10 protein-coding genes are annotated in these 16,935 nt (G+C 52.6%); all 10 read left to right on the top strand.

The features are described 5' to 3' along the window. Positions 1–119: 119 nt before the first annotated feature. The 10 genes from WFK81_RS22520 to WFK81_RS22475 all read left to right on the top strand — a co-directional run bounded on the left by WFK81_RS22520 (position 120) and on the right by WFK81_RS22475 (position 16,462). Entirely contained in the window at positions 120–2,711 is a 2,592-nt protein-coding gene (locus WFK81_RS22520) for an exo-rhamnogalacturonan lyase family protein (protein WP_336788626.1), read from the top strand. A gap of 2 nt (positions 2,712–2,713) precedes the next feature. Next, positions 2,714–3,400 carry a YesU family protein gene (locus WFK81_RS22515; protein WP_336788625.1) on the top strand — a complete coding sequence of 229 codons (687 nt, stop codon included), beginning with the start codon at positions 2,714–2,716 and terminating at the stop codon, positions 3,398–3,400. Positions 3,401–3,434: 34 nt separating this feature from the next. Then, positions 3,435–4,235 carry a polysaccharide deacetylase family protein gene (locus WFK81_RS22510; RefSeq protein WP_336788624.1) on the top strand — a complete coding sequence of 267 codons (801 nt, stop codon included), beginning with the start codon at positions 3,435–3,437 and terminating at the stop codon, positions 4,233–4,235. Between the two features lie 222 nt (positions 4,236–4,457). Next, positions 4,458–5,735 (top strand): FG-GAP-like repeat-containing protein, encoded by a 1,278-nt coding sequence (locus WFK81_RS22505; protein WP_336788622.1) that lies wholly within the window; start codon positions 4,458–4,460, stop codon positions 5,733–5,735. 7 nt (positions 5,736–5,742) lie between these two features. After that, on the top strand, positions 5,743–6,849 hold the full coding sequence (locus WFK81_RS22500; RefSeq protein WP_336788621.1) for a rhamnogalacturonan acetylesterase: 1,107 nt from the start codon (positions 5,743–5,745) through the stop codon (positions 6,847–6,849). A 295-nt stretch (positions 6,850–7,144) separates the two neighbouring features. Then, positions 7,145–12,781, top strand: coding sequence for an S-layer homology domain-containing protein (locus tag WFK81_RS22495; protein WP_336788620.1), 5,637 nt, complete (start codon positions 7,145–7,147; stop codon positions 12,779–12,781). Between the two features lie 102 nt (positions 12,782–12,883). After that, a complete protein-coding gene (locus tag WFK81_RS22490; protein ID WP_336788619.1) occupies positions 12,884–13,696 on the top strand; it encodes a helix-turn-helix transcriptional regulator in 813 nt (270 codons plus the stop codon). A gap of 84 nt (positions 13,697–13,780) precedes the next feature. Beyond that, positions 13,781–14,746 (top strand): proline dehydrogenase family protein, encoded by a 966-nt coding sequence (locus WFK81_RS22485; protein ID WP_336788618.1) that lies wholly within the window; start codon positions 13,781–13,783, stop codon positions 14,744–14,746. 18 nt (positions 14,747–14,764) lie between these two features. Further along, complete coding sequence (locus WFK81_RS22480; protein ID WP_336788617.1) at positions 14,765–15,673, top strand: sugar phosphate isomerase/epimerase family protein; 909 nt, start codon at positions 14,765–14,767, stop codon at positions 15,671–15,673. A 114-nt stretch (positions 15,674–15,787) separates the two neighbouring features. Then, entirely contained in the window at positions 15,788–16,462 is a 675-nt protein-coding gene (locus WFK81_RS22475; protein ID WP_336788616.1) for a DUF2238 domain-containing protein, read from the top strand. Positions 16,463–16,935: the final 473 nt, after the last annotated feature.

Raw genomic sequence — 16,935 nt, 5'->3', positions numbered from 1 at the left:
ATCGTGCAAACGGCGCAATAATGTGCAAACCGTCTTATGGCCCTTCCGCAATATTGTCTCATTGAGCGTTAATCCAGCAGCTTTTACAATGGGGCCAAACGACGAAGGAGATGAGGATAATGGCTGCTACGATTCAATTGCACAGCTTGTCGCCAAATCAGAATGCAATGCCGGTCGGGATGACTTGGGGAATTCCGTGGAAGGAAGGCGAGCTTAAGCGGGACGAGGCGTTGCGCCTGACAACCAGCTTGGGCGAGCCTGTTCCGATGCAGCACTGGGCGACGGCTTATTGGCCGGACGGAAGCGTAAAATGGTCCGCACACGCAGCGGTAAGCGCTGACTGCGGCGCGGAATCTTACACCTTGACGAAAGGGGAAGCGGCAGCTGCCCCTTTAACGGTTAAAGTGACGGAGACGGATGATACGGTTCAGCTGGATACCGGTATCATCGTTTGTACGCTTGGCAAGCATGGAAGCAGCTGGCTGCGCGGCATTACCCGGAATGGGGTGGAGTTATGCAGCGGCGGAGAGCTTGTTTGCATAAGAGAGAGAGCAAGCGAGGTATCCGGCGTCCGAACGGTCAGGCAGGAACCGTTTGAAAGCCGGGTCCACCGGTTAACTATTGAGCAGGAGGGTCCCGTCCGGGCTGTTGTTAAAATCGACGGCAGGCACCGCGCAGCCGCGGGTTCGCGGGAGTGGCTTCCTTTTTCCATGAGGCTCTATCTGTATGCGGGTCTTGAGACGATCCGGGTCGTGCATACGTTCTTCTATGACGGCAACCCGAACGAGGATTTTATTAAGGGGCTTGGCATTCGCTTTGCCGTGCCGATGAGAGGCGAGCACTATAACCGTCATATCCGTTTCTCGGGAGACAGCGGACTATTCGCAGAATCGCCTAAGACGCTCCATACCCGCAGGACAAAAGGGAAATACCGGGAGCTGTTCGAACGGCAGACCGCCGGCAGCAAAGTCGGTTTTGATCCTTCGGAGGATGCGTATTTCCTTGGTTTGCTGGATGACTCGGCGACTTGGGACGGCTTCAAGCTTATGCAGCAATCGTCCGAGCATTACCGGATTTGGAAAAGAACCGGGGAAGGCTGCAGCTGGGTAAAGGTCACGGATGGCCACCGGGCGGGAGGGCTCGCTTTTGTTGGCGGCGAAGGGGGTGGACTTGCTTGCGGGCTGCGACATTTCTGGAGAAAGCATCCGTCGGGCTTTGAGATTCATGGGGCATCAGGAGACAAGGCTTCGTTTACCGCATGGTTATGGACGCCGGAAGGCGAGCCGATGGACATGAGGCATTACGACACGAAGACCCATGTGGAATCGTCCTATGAAGGGGCGGAGGAGCTGCGCGCAACTCCATACGGCATCGCCAACACGAATGAACTGACGCTCTGGTGCACGGAGGAAACGCCGGGGCCTGAGTTGCTGGAGTTGATGCGGCGGGAAACGGACAATCCGTCCCTGCTTGTATGCGAGCCGTCCTATTACCATGAAGCGGGAGCTTTCGGAATTTGGAGTCTGCCGGATCATTCGACCGAAGAGAAGCGGCAGCTTGAAGCGAGGCTGGACGGCATTATTGCTTTTTACCAGCAGGAAGTCGAGCAGCGCAAATGGTACGGATTATGGGATTACGGCGATTACATGCACAGCTACGATCCGGTCCGGCATGTCTGGAATTATGATTTGGGCGGATGCGCCTGGCAGAACACGGAGCTTGCGCCGAACATGTGGCTGTGGATCATGTTCCTTCGATCGGGCCGGGAAGACATCTTCCGGATGGCCGAAGCGATGACCCGGCATACAAGCGAGGTAGACGTCTATCATTTCGGCGAATATGCCGGTCTTGGCTCGCGCCATAACGTCGTCCATTGGGGCTGCGGCTGCAAGGAAGCGAGAATCGGCATGGCCGGCCTTCACCGTTACTTTTATTATCTGACGGCTGATGAGCGGATCGGCGATATGATGAACGAAACGAAAGACTCGGATTTTACAACCGTTAATCTTGACCCGATGCGGTATTATTTTCCGAAAGACGAGCATCCGACCCATATCCGGGTTGGACCGGACTGGGCGGCCTTCAGCTCGAACTGGATGACGCAATGGGAGCGTTACGAGAGCGCGGCTTACCGGGATAAAATTTTGGTCGGCATTAACAGTATCAAAGGAGCCAATTACCGGCTTATTTCAGGTCCGACCTACGGCTATGATCCAAAGACGGGGATTTTAACTCCGATGGGCGACGATAACTGGGGCCGGCATCTTGCGATTTGCATGGGAGGACCGCAGGTATGGTTCGAGCTGGCCGGCATGCTGAAGGATCCGGAATGGGAAGAGATGCTCGCGGAGTTTGGCGTTTATTACAACAAGACGCAGGAAGAGAAGGATAAGCTGACGAAGGGCGAGATCAGCACAACGCATTTCGAGCATCCGGTGCTCAGCGCGGCGATTGTTGCATACGGAGCTTATTACACAAAGGATGAAGCAACGGCCCGGCAATGCTGGGACATATTGCTTGGCAATCCGTTTGCGGCCGTGAATCTTCAGGAGGAGGCCTCGACGGTTGCTCATGTGGACGTTCTGCAGGAGATTGACTGGATGAATACGAATGAAGCCGCCCAATGGTCGCTGAATACGATTATCGCCCTGGAGCTGATCGCAGACCATCTGCCGAAGCTTCAGGAGAAACCTCTACAGGAGTTGACTTGACGATGACGAAAAGCATGCTGATTCCGGCCGGATGGAGAATGGTGTACAACAACCCGCTGTGTTCGGCTGAGGACGTATCGGATTTCCGGATGGAAGGCGACGCATCCGTTACCTTCCCGATGGGGCGCATGCGTATTGAAAGCAGGCGGGACCCGGAAGAGGGGCAGGCAGCCAATCTAGTGTTATGGTGCCCGGAGCAATTCCCGCCGGATCTCGTTGTCACGTGGGATTTCTGGCCGGTACGCGAGCCGGGGCTGGCTATTCTATTTTTCTGCGCGGCGGGAATGGAAGGACAGGATTTGTTTGATTCCGGCTTAGCCAGTCGCAGCGGGATTTACGATCAGTATCATCACGGGGACATTAATGCGTTCCATGTGTCCTATTTCCGCAGGCGCCATGCGGAGGAAAGACGGTTCCATACGTGCAATTTGCGGAAAAGCTACGGCTTTCACCTCGTTGCGCAAGGGGCGGATCCGATCCCGGATGCGGCGGATGCGGAGGGGCCATACCGAATGCAGCTGCTGAAGCAGGGGCCTTATGTGCAATTTGCCGTTAATGATCTGTTGTTGTTCAGTTGGAAGGATGACGGCTCTACCTATGGGCCGCTGCTGGGGAAAGGTAAGCTGGGCTTTCGCCAGATGGCCCCGCTTATTGCGGAATACGCAAATTTACAGGTATTCGCCCCGTGAGGGAAACTTGCGATAGAAACGGGAGGTTAAAGCAATGGCGGTTGTAATGTGTTTTCCGGCAGGAAGGCATAAGGCGTTGACGCTTAGCTACGATGACGGCAGGTACGCCGACCGGCGGCTGGTCGATATTTTTAACCGGTACGGGCTGAAAGGTACATTCCATCTTAATTCCGGTCTGCTTGGAACGCACGACCGCATTGGTGCCGATGAAGTCAGGACGCTGTATGCCGGGCATGAAGTATCGGCTCATACGCTGACTCATCCAACGATTGCCCGCTGCCCGAATGAGCAGATCGTCTATGAGATTATGGAGGATCGGCGCAATCTGGAGTGGATTGTCGGCCGCACGGTCCGCGGAATGTCTTACCCGAACGGGTCCTATAACAATAGAATCAAGGAGCTGCTGCCCGGTCTTGGCATCGAGTATGCGAGGGTTGTTCCCAGCACGGGACATTACGGCATGCCGGATGACTGGCACGAGTGGGCGCCGACCTGCCATCATAACCGGGATCTGATGAAGCATGCGGAGGAATTCGCAGGCCTTCACAAGTCGCAGTACTTGTACCTGATGTACGTGTGGGGCCACAGCTACGAATTTGACAGCGACAACAATTGGGAGCTGATGGAACAGTTCGGACAATTCATCGGAGGTAATCCGGCGATCTGGTATTGCACGAATATAGAGCTTGTAGATTACGTAAAAGCCTTCGAGGGGCTGAAGTTTGCGGCTGACCTTAGCTTTGTCTACAATCCTTCCGCGATCAGCGTGTGGCTGAAGGTTGACGGCGAGACGGTGGAAGTGAAAGGCGGACAGCAGGTCAACCTGAATAAATAAAATCTTTTTAGGCTTATGCTTACGAAGCAAGAATCATCACAGACAGCCTTCAGGCTGTTTGGGTGATCATTCTTTAAGCTTAAGCTTACGAAGCAAGAATCATCACAGACAGCCTTCAGGCTGTTTGGGTGATCATTCTTTAAGTTTAAGCTTTCGAAGCAAGAATCATCACAGACAGCCTTCAGGCTGTTTGGGTGATCATTCTTTTTAGGAGGGACAAGGATGTCTTCTGTATCCACGACGGAACCTTTTCTTCTTGGAACCATAGATCTGCAAGCTGCGGGGCCACACTGCAAAGTTTTGCTTGGCGATCTGAACGGCGACGGCCGTATGGAGCTGCTGCTGGTACAACCCGATAACCGTCAGGATGTCCGTTATATACCCCATCAGGTGCAATGCCTTACCGCCTATGATCTCGAGGGCCATCTGCTGTGGCAGACCGGCAAGCCGGATCCCGGAGCGGGACGCCAAGGCTCGGATTATCCGGCGCAGATTGCGGATATCGACGGGGATGGCAGGCTTGAAGTGCTTTGCGTCATGAACGACAGGCTGCATATCCTTAACGGGCATGACGGCTCGGTTCGATCGACTCAAGAACTGCCCGATCCGCATGCCCATGACTGCATTATTGTCGCAAACCTGACGGGTGGCACGTTTGCCGGAGATCTTATTTTGAAGGACCGTTATCACCGGCTGTGGGCGCTGGACCGCAATTTCAAGCTGTTATGGACGCATGAGGGGAATCCGGGTCATTTCCCGTGGGTGTACGATTTGGATGGCGACGGAAGGGATGAAGTCATGGCCGGCTATGATCTGCTTGATCATGACGGCAAGCTGCTGTGGAGCTGCCATGATCTGGACGACCATGCCGACTGCATCTGGGTTGGCGATGTGAACGGAGACGGGGAGCCCGAGCTCGTTATCGGAGGCAGCGTGACGGTTATGTATGACCGGTATGGCAAGGAGCTGTGGCGTTATGAGGGGTCCGTTGAATCGCAGCATATCGCGCTGGGCCGGTTCCGGACCGATCTTCCGGGCTTGCAGATTGCCGGGCTGGACCGGCTTGTCCGGGAGGATGACGGTAAAGGGCAGGTTGGCAAGGATGCCTTGTTCCTGCTTGACAGCGAAGGCAAGGAGCTGTGGAAGGAAGACCGGAAGACGCCGGGCTGGCTGACCATCATTGAACCGTTAAGGGGCTGGACGGAGGATGCACTGGACTACATTCTGGCTTACCGGCGCGGAGGCGGCGTATTCCCAGCCTTGTATGACGGCTCTATGAATACGGTGATGGAATTTCCTTCCGAAGGATATGCCGTCCATGCGGACTTATGGGGAAGCGGCACGGAGCAGGTCATTATTTATACGCATGATACGGCCTCGATTTATTCAAGCAAGCAAGTGAAGCTTAGCGAATGCGTAAGCGGTTCTCCGCTGCCGCAGCCCAAACGGCTGTCCAGCTCAACCTTGTATCCCGGCGGAGAAATAAAGCAGAGGAGCTAGAAACGAAATGACGCGAAACTATCGATTTGATTTTGGCACAGGCACCCCAGCCGAAGGTTATACGAAGATTACGCCGCAATCCGTCTATGATTCCTTTACGGGACACGGCTTTACCCGGACGGACCGGATCAATGCGAAGGACCGCGGCGAACCGGGAGCCTTGCGCAGAGATTTCTGCATCCCGCTCGATACGGCTTTTTTGCTCGATACAGAGGACGGCATTTACCGCGTCTCTGTCCTGCTGGGCGATGAAATCGCCGAGACCGAAACAACGATCAAAGCCGGTCAGGGACGCCTAATGGTGCATAAGCAGCGGACAGCTCCGGGCAGCTTCTCCCGGATTAGCTTTTCGGTATGGGTAACCGGCGGGCAGTTGAAGCTCTCATTCTCCGGGCTTGCGCCTCGCATTAACGCAATGGAGGTGGAGCCGGCGCCGCAAGCCTGCACGATTTTCCTGGCGGGAGATTCGACGGTTACCGACCAGCCTGATGACGGTTATCCGTACGCGGGCTGGGGGCAGATGCTTCCGATGTTCGTCAAGCAGGACGCGGCTGTTGCGAATTATGCCTTATCCGGCCGAAGCTCCAAAAGCTTCATCGGCGAAGGCGTGCTGGATCAAATCTGGAGCCGCATAAAGCCTTACGATTATTTGCTAATCCAGTTCGGCCATAACGATCAGAAGTTTGACGAGGAGCGTTATACGGAGCCATTTACCACTTACAAGCAGACACTGAAGACCTATATCGACGGAGCGAGGGAACGCAAGGCGATTCCGGTTCTGGTCACGTCCGTGCAGCGCCGTTTCTTTGAGGAGGACGGAACGCTAAGGGATACTCACGGGGATTATTTAACAGCGGTCAGGGAACTGGCGGCCGAAGAGGAAGTACCTTTAATCGATTTGGCGAAGGCAAGCAAAGCCTTGTTTGAAGCGTTAGGCCCGGAAGAAAGCAAGAAGCTGTTCATGTGGCTGGCCCCGGGGGAATTTATGAACTTTCCGGACGGCACGGAGGATAATACGCATTTCCAGCAGCTTGGCGGGATCGAGATCGCGAGATTGGTCTATGAGGAATTAAAGGCGATGAAGCTCCAGCCGCTTATGCTTTATTTGCGTTAATAGGATTTGGAATTTTTGAAATCCAACAAGTTTTGACAAAAATATCGGCTAAACGAAAGTGAGATAAGAAGAAAGTTGGTTGCCAATTGATGGAGAACGCAGTACAATTGGTGCAATGAAACCGCTTTCTTCTTTATTCTCTGGAGAAGTCTCGCTGGATTTCATATTTTTATATCAATAATGTAACGGGTTTCATGAAACCGGTTACCGAAACAAAAAGGAGGGAGCTCGCAAGCTTTGCCAGTAACATCCGCGTTTGATCGTACTCTAATCTATCCAAAGGAGCGAAAAGAAGGTGCGGAAAAAACCGATTGTTTGGCTTTTAATGCTGTCGCTGGGTGTTTCATTGTTCAACTTTACGCCGATCCCCAAGGTTTCGGCAGCTTCGGCTATCGATTTTCAAGATCATTTTACGGACGGGAATTATACGGCAGATCCGGAATGGACGGTTACTTCCGGTACATGGACGGTAGCAGCCGATCCGGCTGACGCCAGCAATAAAGTGCTTAGCCAGACCGATACGGGCGAAGGTATTATTACGACGGGAGATAACTGGACGGATTCCACGGTTTCCATGCGGTTCTATACGGGAGCCGGCGGCGCATATCCGGGCATTCTGGCCCGCGTCCAAGACTATAAAAACTTTTATTATTTCCAGATGCAGGCTGCAACTGGGCTTACCTTGACCAAACGGGTCAATAACACGGATGCAACGATTAAGGGAGCTACCGCTTACACGCTCAGCAAGAATACCTGGTATACGCTGAAGCTTGTGCTTATCGGCAGCTCAATCAAAGCCTATATCGTGGAGAACGGAAAGGATAAGCTTCTGTTCGATGCAGTCGATACAACGTTTGCGAGCGGGAAGATCGGCATCCGCAATAAATGGCAGTCGGTTCAAGTGGATGACGTTATGGTTACGGATATCCCGGCAGCCAATTCGACCGTCATTCAATCGGATACGAAGACCAGCTCCTCCGTTTCCTTGAAATGGGATGCGGTAAACGGAGCAAGCAGCTATAACGTTTACCGTTCCACAACTTCCGGAAGCGGTTACAGTTATGTGGGTTCTACAACCTCAACCAGCTATTCGGACACAGGTTTGAGCTCGGATACGGATTATTATTACAAGATCGCTTATTTGTACGGGGGACTTACCGAGTCCCAGTGGTCGCCGGAATTTAAGGTGAAGACCATAGGAGTAGCGCCGGCTGCGCCAACCAGTCAGACCGCGGCGGCGGTTAACTCGTCGAAAATCAATCTGAGCTGGGCGGCCGTTGCCAAGGCAAGCGGCTACAAGGTGTACCAGTCTTCGAATGGCGGCACATCTTATGAGAACATTTACGACGGGACCTCTTTAAGCTTCCAGGCAACGGGCCTGACAGCCAACAAGGCATACAAGTATCAAATAACCGCGTACAATGCCTATGGCGAATCTCCTCCTGCATCCGTTCAAGCAACAACGTATGCGTTTGATGCTCCCGCTAACTTCAAGGCCGCGTCCACAACGGATTCTTCGGTTACGCTGACCTGGGATGCATTGCCGGGATCAGCCGTTACTTATTCCGTTAAGAGAGCAGCGAGTGCCGCGGGAACTTTTACCGAAGTGTATAACGGTGCGGATACGACCTTCACCAATACCGGATTAACGCAAGGTACGGGTTACTTCTACACGATTAGCGCAGTTGCAGACGGCGTTTCCTCCGCCTTATCCGATTTGCTTGGAGTGAGTGCGTTGCGTACATCCTTAACACCCGGCGCTTTATGGGCAGATACGACGGGCAATCCGATCGATGCTCATGGCGCAGGCATGATGTACGACGAGAAAACGAAGAAGTATTACTGGTATGGGGAATACCACAAAGGCGGTTGGCCGGCTGCAGGCGTCCGAGTGTATTCTTCCACTGACCTCATGAACTGGAAAGACGAGGGCATGGCTCTTACGTTGATCAATTCGATGGATGATTTTACGAATGACCCTCTTATCTCCAAGCTGTATGAAGGAAGAACGGATACCGTTAACATCTGGGCGGATATCCGTAAAGGACGAATTGTTGAACGTCCGAAAGTCATATATAACGATGAAACGAAGAAATACGTTATGTGGGCTCATATCGACGGCGATAAGGATCCTTACAACAACAACGCCAACTACGGCAAAGCTCAAGCGGGCGTGGCCATAAGCGATTCGCCAACCGGACCGTTCGTCTACCAGCGAAGCTACCGGATGGATCAGGCTCCTGCAGGCGAGATCGACTACCAGCCGGGCAACCCGGGTATGGCGCGGGATATGAACCTCTTCAAGGACGATGACGGAACCGCGTATCTGATTTATTCGAGCGAAGAGAACCTGACGATCTACATCTCCAAGCTGATGCCGGATTATCTCGATGTAACCGGCTGGCATAAAGACGGCAACGTGGACGAGAACGGAAACGCCGTACGCGATACATCGTACAAAGGCGTAAACGGCGTCGACTATGTGCGGGTATTCCCGGGAGCTCAACGCGAAGCGCCGGCCATGTTCAAATATAACGGCCATTATTACTTAATTACTTCCGGTGCAACAGGCTGGTCTGCCAACCAGAACAAATACACGGTAGCCGATCATATCTTTGGACCATGGGCTCCGATGCAGGATCCGTTCGTCCGTACGTCGGCCAGCGACCCGGACCCGACGAAAGCTTTTAATACGCAATCGACGTATGTGATTCCGGTTGATCCGGAGAACGGCAAATTTATTTACGTAGGCGATATTTGGAACGGCGGCAACTTTGCCAATGACGGAGCCAAATATGTATTCCTGCCAATCGAATTCGGAATGGGAACCGATATTGCGATTAAATGGTATGCGAGCTGGACACCGGACCTGCTGAATGCAATGGGACAAGTCAATGTGACCACCAAGTTCCCTGAAGCGGTTAAGCTTGGAGAAGTGCCTAGCTTGCCGAGCCAGGTTGACGTCTTGGGCAAAACGGGAACCGTATCGACGCCCGTAACCTGGTCCATTAATTCGCATGCTCTTACAGCGGCGGACTTCGCCAAACCGGGTCCGATTACGGTTCAAATGACGCTGCCGGAGTACTACAATAAGGTGCAGAGCGTCAAAATGTACGTCGTGCCGGACAATGCGCTGTATTTCGTAAACGCAGGCGGTTACGCGACATCCGATTACAAGCTGCTCGCTTCTTACATGCAGGACACACTGGCGAACAAAACGGTAATCGAGCAAGCCTACAATCCGGCCGATGCAACGCCTTGGGGCTATCTTGGGAAGGATTCGATGCCTTCCGGCTCGGCTGACGGGGATATCTTCTCAACGGTTCGTTACTTGAACGGCGGCAACGTAACCAACTCTCCGAAGGGTACGGACCTTGCTTATCAGTTCACCCTGGAGAACGGATCGTATGATGTTTATCTGGGCTTTAACGATCCGTGGACCAATACGAGCAGAAAGGCCAATCTGCTCCTGAATGACGAGAATAAAGGCGCCATTACCTTTACGCCAAGCAATACGATGGCATTTACAGGCGTAAACGCAACAAACGGAACGCTGAACATCACGGTTAGAAATACGGCGGCGCAAGATCCGATGATCAGCTGGATCCTGATCGTGGATCCGGATTTGACGCCGGCTGCGGATTCTACAATGGGCCTTACGGCAACAGCGGCATCTTCGACCAGCGTGAAGCTGGCCTGGAACAAAACGACCGGTGCGCTTGGCTATAACCTGTACCGATCGGACAGCGAAGACGGAACATTCACGAAAGTGTACAGCGGCACGGCCGGCACGTACACCGACAGCAGCCTGCCTTCCGAGCATACCTATTTCTACAAGGTTGGCGTGATTGACGGAACAGGCATGGAGTCGGCATTGTCCGCTGCGCAAAATGTCACGATTGCCCGCACGGCGAAAGAAATCGCGGATGGCATTACGGCGATTACGGCTCCGGCGAAGGATGCCACGACGCTGGCGTTGCCTGGAGTACCTGCCGGTTATTCCGTTTCCATCCTGTCCTCGGACAATGATGTGATTGGAACGGATGGCGTTATTACGCCGCCAGCGGCAGAAACAACGGTTAATCTGGTGCTTCGCGTAACAAGATCGTCGGATAATACGACAGCGGATACGGCTTCCATTGCAGTGGTTGTACCGGCGAAATCGGAAGAAGGGCCAGTCGAAAGCACGGCGCAAGAAGTAGCGGATGGCATTACCTCCATTACGGCTCCGGCGAAGGATGCAACAGCGCTGACGCTGCCGGAAGTACCTGCAGGGTTCACGATTGCTATCCAGTCCTCGGACAATGAAGTGATCGGAACAGACGGCATAATTACGCCGCCACCAGCAGAAACCACGGTTAATCTGGTGCTTCGCGTAACGAGAACGTCGGATAATACGACAGCGGATACGGTTTCCATCTCTGTGGTCGTACCGGCGAAATCGGAAGAAGGGCCAGTCGAAAGCACGGCGCAAGAAGTGGCAAACGGAATTACTTCCATTACGGCTCCGGCAAAGGACGCTAGAACGCTGACGCTGCCGGGAGTACCTGCAGGATTCACGATTGCCATCCAGTCTTCAGACAACGAAGTGATTGGAACAAATGGCGATATTACGCCGCCAGCAGCTGAAATCACGGTTCATCTGGTGCTTCGCGTAACGAGAACGTCGGATAATACGACAGCGGATACAGCTTCTATTGCAGTGGTTGTGCCTGCGAAATCCAGCCAAGGCAATTCCGGCAGCGGCGGTAATTCCAGCTCGTCCAATGGTCTGACGCCAGTTGTTACATCGGATCTGGCAAGACTTACGGTGAACGGAGTTATTGACTTGTCTACCAAGGTTGCGAAAGGTTCCGTAACAAGCACCGAACTGACAAAAGCATTGTTGCTTGCCCCGGTAATGCGGGACGGCAGAAAGGTAGTAGAGATTGAGCTGACGCAAGTGGCGGGAGCGGAAGCGTATGAGCAGCAAATTCCGGCCAGCTTGATCGGACAGCTCGAAGAATCGCAAGAGATTCGGGTAAAAACGCCATTTGGCACCGCAACGCTTCCGGCAGGCATGTTTACGACAGCGGAGCTTGGTTCCGCCCAAAACGTAACCCTTCATATCGGGACTGCAAGCTCTGTGGATCAAGGAAAGCCGGCTGTTGATATTCATTTGCTGGCGGACAACAAGCCGCTTGGCTTCCATAATGACGATGTTCAAGTCCGTGTAACCATTCCGTATACGCCAGCGGCAGGCGAAAATCCGGAGCATCTCGTCATCCTGTACGTGAAGGAAGACGGCATGACAGAGCCAGTGCCAAGCGGTTATTATGATCAGGCAGCAGGCGTTATGGTGTTTACAACGACGCATTTCAGCAAGTATGCTGTTGCGTTAATGCACAAGACCTTTAATGACCTGACTGCCGTACCTTGGGCTAAAGCACAGATTGAAGCTCTGGCGTCCAGAGGAATCATTAAAGGCACATCGGCTCAGACCTATTCGCCAAATGCGGCGATCACGAGAGCTGATTTCATACAGCTTCTTGTATCCGCGCTGGGATTGACAGCCGAAGCAGATTCGAACTTTGCGGATGTCCAAACAACCGATTATTACTACCGGGCGGTAGGCATCGCGAAAAAGCTTGGCATTACGAACGGCATTGGCGAGAACCGCTTTGATCCGCGCGCAAGCATCAGCAGACAGGATATGATGACCTTGACAGCCAAAGCGCTGGTTGCGGCTAAAAAGCTGTCGGCGATGAACGGTACCGCAGCTGACATAAGCGGTTACGCGGACGCCGATCAAGTAAGCTCGTATGCCGCGGACAGCATCGCAACCCTTGTTAAGAACGGCATCGTTCAAGGGTCGGGAAGCAAATTGTCTCCTCTTGCGACAACAACAAGGGCGGAAGTTGCCGTTATGCTGTATAACCTTTACAAGAATTAGAGTTTGAGCGGGGACAATCCGGGAGCAGCATTCATCCGGATTGTCCTTTTTCATGCAAAGGCTGATATAATAGTGCTAGATTAAAGGAGGTGTTCAATACCCATGCCGGATGTCGTATTTTACCGGGATCAGGCGCTTCCGTTTCTTGAGGCTAAGCGATGCTGGAAGAGTGATTTTGCCTATCAGAAGCATTTCCATGAAGAGTATTCCATAGGTCTGATCGATACCGGGGAGACTCAAGCGTGGTGTGACGGAACGCTGCACCGGGTAGAGGAAGGCCGCATGATCAGCTTTCCGCCCATGATGCTTCATGCCTGCCATCCGGAAGAAGGAGCAGACTGGAGCTACAAAATGCTGTTTATCAAGCAGGATTGGCTTCAAGGGCTGAAGCAGCGGGAGCTTGAACGTCTCCATATTCCTTTTCTGCTGGAAGAGGGCAAGAACAAGGCATGCCGGATCCGTATCAACCGGACTATGGAAGCTATATCGGGGGAAAGTTCACCGCTTGAGATCGAAACCTCGCTGATCGAGCTTATCGAAGCGGTAGTCAGCCGGAATGATTCCGATTTTGCGCATCAGCGCCGCAGGACTAAACAAGACCGTAAATACGTCAACCTGGTCAAAGAATACCTGCATGAGCATTATACGGAAAAGATTACTCTGGACGAACTGGAGAAGATGACGGATATCAGCAGATTCCATCTAATCCGGTTGTTTAAGGAATCAAGTCACCTGCCGCCCCATGCTTATCAGAACCTGCTTCGGATCAATCATGCCAAGACGGAGCTTATGAAGAACCGGCGGGCGATAGCGGATATTGCGGCGGAAGCGGGATTTTATGACCAAAGCCATTTCTCCCGCACGTTCAGCAAGATTGTAGGAGCTACCCCGCAGAAGTACGCGTTATCGATGTAGCGATAGAGCAATTTTATACAATACGGTCACTCCCTTATCTCTTACAATAAACGAAAGTTCGGGAAAAGGGAGTGGCATTGCCTCATGAATCAGCATTCGGAATTGAAATTGGAACAACAGTTAACTATGGCCTTGAAATCTATTGCGCGCCGTTCGGATTTGAAAGCTTATGTGGAGCAGAACCCGCTTGTTAATCGGCTTTTGCGTCAGTCAGCGTTAAGGTATGTGGCGGGAGATAGTCTTCCGGAAGGATTGGAAGCCGGAAAAGAGATTTCGAGAAGGGGTTATTCTCTTTCTATCGAATACATTGGCGAGAACACATCGGATGCCGAGGAGTGCGAACAAGCAGCGGCGGAGATGAAAGCGCTTATCCAGCATTTGAAGCAGTCGGGACTTCCGGGGCGGGTGTCGTTTGATCTGTCCCATATCGGGTTGATGATAAGCCCATCGCTTGCGTACGCCAACTTGACCGAGCTGGCCGGGCAGGCGGAAGGAACGGAGATTGAGCTGTTTATCAGCATGGAAGAGTCGGGGAAGACGGATGATATATTATCCGTCTATAAGCAGGCTGCGGCCGAGTATTCCGGCATAGGCATTACCTTGCAGGCGCATCTCCACCGAACGCCGGCGGATTTGGCGGCGCTGACTTCGCCCGGCCGGATCCGTATCGTAAAAGGAGCTTATCAAGAACCGAATCATCTGTCGCTCGCACGGTCGCCCGAGCTGAATGAGCGTTATTTGAATCTAGTCGAATTCGCAATCCGGCATGGCCATCAGGTATCCATCGCTACCCATGACGACGCGATTATGAATGCCGTACGGGAAAAAGGCTGGTTAACAAGCGCTCAAGCTGAGCTTGAAATGCTCTACGGCATCCGTCCGGATTTGGCTAAACGGCTTCGGGATGAGGGGAATCCGATCCGGATCTATGTTCCTTACGGCCGCGAGTGGTATTTGTATTTATGTCACCGGATTGCGGAATATCCGCCTAACCTGTATCAGGCAGTCATTGATATGGTAAGCGGTCAGGAAGTGAACAACAACTACTAGTAGGGGAGCGTGTTCGCAGTGGCATCTAACTTTCATCTGAACGACGGTTCTTCGCGTCCGCCAAGAATGGAAATCCAGCAGTCCTGGTGGGCGATGATTGGTCTTGGCGAGAACGGCCGGGAATGGACGATGGAGGAGAAGTTCGAGAAGATTGCGGAAGCCGGCTTTACTGGCATTAGCGCAACGATGCCGGCTGAGCAGGAATATGAGCAGTGGCACCGTCTGCTGGATAAGCATCAGTTCAGCTTCAGCACGATTGCTTTTCCGGCGAACGTAAAGGACATTCTGGATACGCTTGAAGCCGCCAAACAATTCGGCCGGGTTCAATACATCAATTCGCAGGTCATGGATGCTTTTGTTGTTGGCGATGAAGCCGTGCAATTGCTGGCGGGACTTCTGGAGGCGTCTTCGGAAGCGGGCATTCCGCAATTTATCGAAACCCACCGGGGAAGAATCACGCAGGATCTGCTTCGGACGACCGATTACGTACGGGCTTTGCCGCAGTTAAAGCTCATTATCGATCTGTCGCATTACGTTGTTGGCGGTGAGCTCGACGGTACGCACAACCGTTCGGAAGCCGAGTTTGACGTGCTGCTTCAGCGGACTGCCGGAATCCACGGCCGTATTTCCAACGGAGAGCAAGTTCAGGTGGATATGGTTAACGGTGATCATCCGATGGTTAAGCATTTCAAACGCTGGTGGCGCAAAGGGATGCACAATTGGTATGCGAATGCCGTGCCTGGCGACATTCTCTCCTTTATTCCGGAGCTGGGTCCTCCAGGTTACGCGATTACAAGAGTGGTCGAGAACGGCCGCGAGGTCGAGACAACCGACCGCTGGCAGGAGGCTTTGCTGCTGAAGCAAATCGCCGAGGAATTATGGGAAGAGGTTGTGGCAGAGGCTTCCCATTCGCAAGCCGTTCGATAAAGTCAAGCGGGTTCTGGTAGAGGAGAGGGCTGACCCTCTCCTCTTTGCTATATAATCTGTGCCATTTGGGGAAAGATAATCCTCAACTTGATGAAAAAAAGAGGTTGTACCCCTATGACAGGTATATCCAAATGGTTGAGAAGCCATCTGATTCCGTTCAAGCAGAATAGATTGCTGCAGATTACAATTGCGGTGTTTACCGCGCTTTGGATTATCGCGGCGATCCGTCCCTCGGACTGGAAAATATGGGCGGTCGAAAATTCGCTTCTCGTCGCCTTTGTTATTGTTCTGATTGTGATGTACCGGAAGTTTCCGCTCAGCAATTTATCGTATCTGCTCATCGCAATCTTCCTGGCGATGCATGCTTATGCCGCGCATTACACGTATCAGCATACGCCGATAGATGATTGGCTGAAGCAGCTTTTTCATATCAAAAGAGGGTTCTACGACCGGATTGTCCACTTTGCCTTTGGCCTGCTTATCGCCTTTCCCGTACGGGAGGCTGTTCAATATTTTCTGAAGCTGCACAGGAAATGGCCAGCCTATATCGTGACCTTTACGATGATTATGTCGGCGAGCGCATTATACGAACTGCTCGAAATGTGGTCGGCTTATCTCTTTAACAAGAAGATGGCGGCCAAGTATATCGGGCTTGAAGGCGATGTGTTTGATTCGCAGAAGGATATGACGTCGGCGCTTGGCGGAGCGCTGATTGCTATCGTCATATTTCTGATTCTGCATAGAGCGCTAAACGGCAAGAACAATACGATTGGGAAAAATACGGATTGAAAAGCCGATTTTGATATGCTATGATGTGCAAAAGCAAAAAGCGCAGAAGAGAATAACATGCAGGCGGCTTATGTCCAGAGAGCAGAGGGAACGCTGAAACCTTTGCCTTAAGCGTTGTATGAGGTCATCTCGGAGCTGTTGACTGAAGGCTGAGATTCAGCTGTGTAGGCTCAACCGGATTGGCACACGTTACCGTGCAGCAGGTAAGCAGAGGCTTATCTCATGAGACCGGATTTGCAACAACGCCGGTAAACCAGGGTGGTACCGCGAAGATAACCCCTTTCGTCCCTAGGCAAGTTCAGCTGTATGCTGGCGCCTGTGGAAGAAAGGGGTTTTATGATTTTCATAAAGAAGCGTGGAAGAGAAATAGCGGCATGCGGCTTATGCCCAGAGAGCAGGGGGATTGGTGGAACCTTTGCCATAAGCGATGGACGCGGTCATCTCGGAGCTGTTGACCGAAAGCTGAAGCTTCA

It is taken from the genome of Paenibacillus sp. MMO-177, from assembly GCF_037147795.1.
Taxonomy (GTDB): Bacteria; Bacillota; Bacilli; order Paenibacillales; family Paenibacillaceae; genus Pristimantibacillus.
The sequence above is the reverse complement of the archived record's forward strand: the minus strand, read 5'-3'. Positions and strand labels throughout refer to the sequence as shown.

Bases quoted from the DNA above. Each gene is read 5' to 3' on its own strand.
- WFK81_RS22520 (WP_336788626.1), top strand. From the start codon at position 120: ATGGCTGCTACGATTCAATTGCACAGCTTGTCGCCAAATCAGAATGCA.
- WFK81_RS22515 (WP_336788625.1), top strand. From the start codon at position 2,714: ATGACGAAAAGCATGCTGATTCCGGCCGGATGGAGAATGGTGTACAAC.
- WFK81_RS22510 (WP_336788624.1), top strand. From the start codon at position 3,435: ATGGCGGTTGTAATGTGTTTTCCGGCAGGAAGGCATAAGGCGTTGACG.
- WFK81_RS22505 (WP_336788622.1), top strand. From the start codon at position 4,458: ATGTCTTCTGTATCCACGACGGAACCTTTTCTTCTTGGAACCATAGAT.
- WFK81_RS22500 (WP_336788621.1), top strand. From the start codon at position 5,743: ATGACGCGAAACTATCGATTTGATTTTGGCACAGGCACCCCAGCCGAA.
- WFK81_RS22490 (WP_336788619.1), top strand. From the start codon at position 12,884: ATGCCGGATGTCGTATTTTACCGGGATCAGGCGCTTCCGTTTCTTGAG.
- WFK81_RS22485 (WP_336788618.1), top strand. From the start codon at position 13,781: ATGAATCAGCATTCGGAATTGAAATTGGAACAACAGTTAACTATGGCC.
- WFK81_RS22475 (WP_336788616.1), top strand. From the start codon at position 15,788: ATGACAGGTATATCCAAATGGTTGAGAAGCCATCTGATTCCGTTCAAG.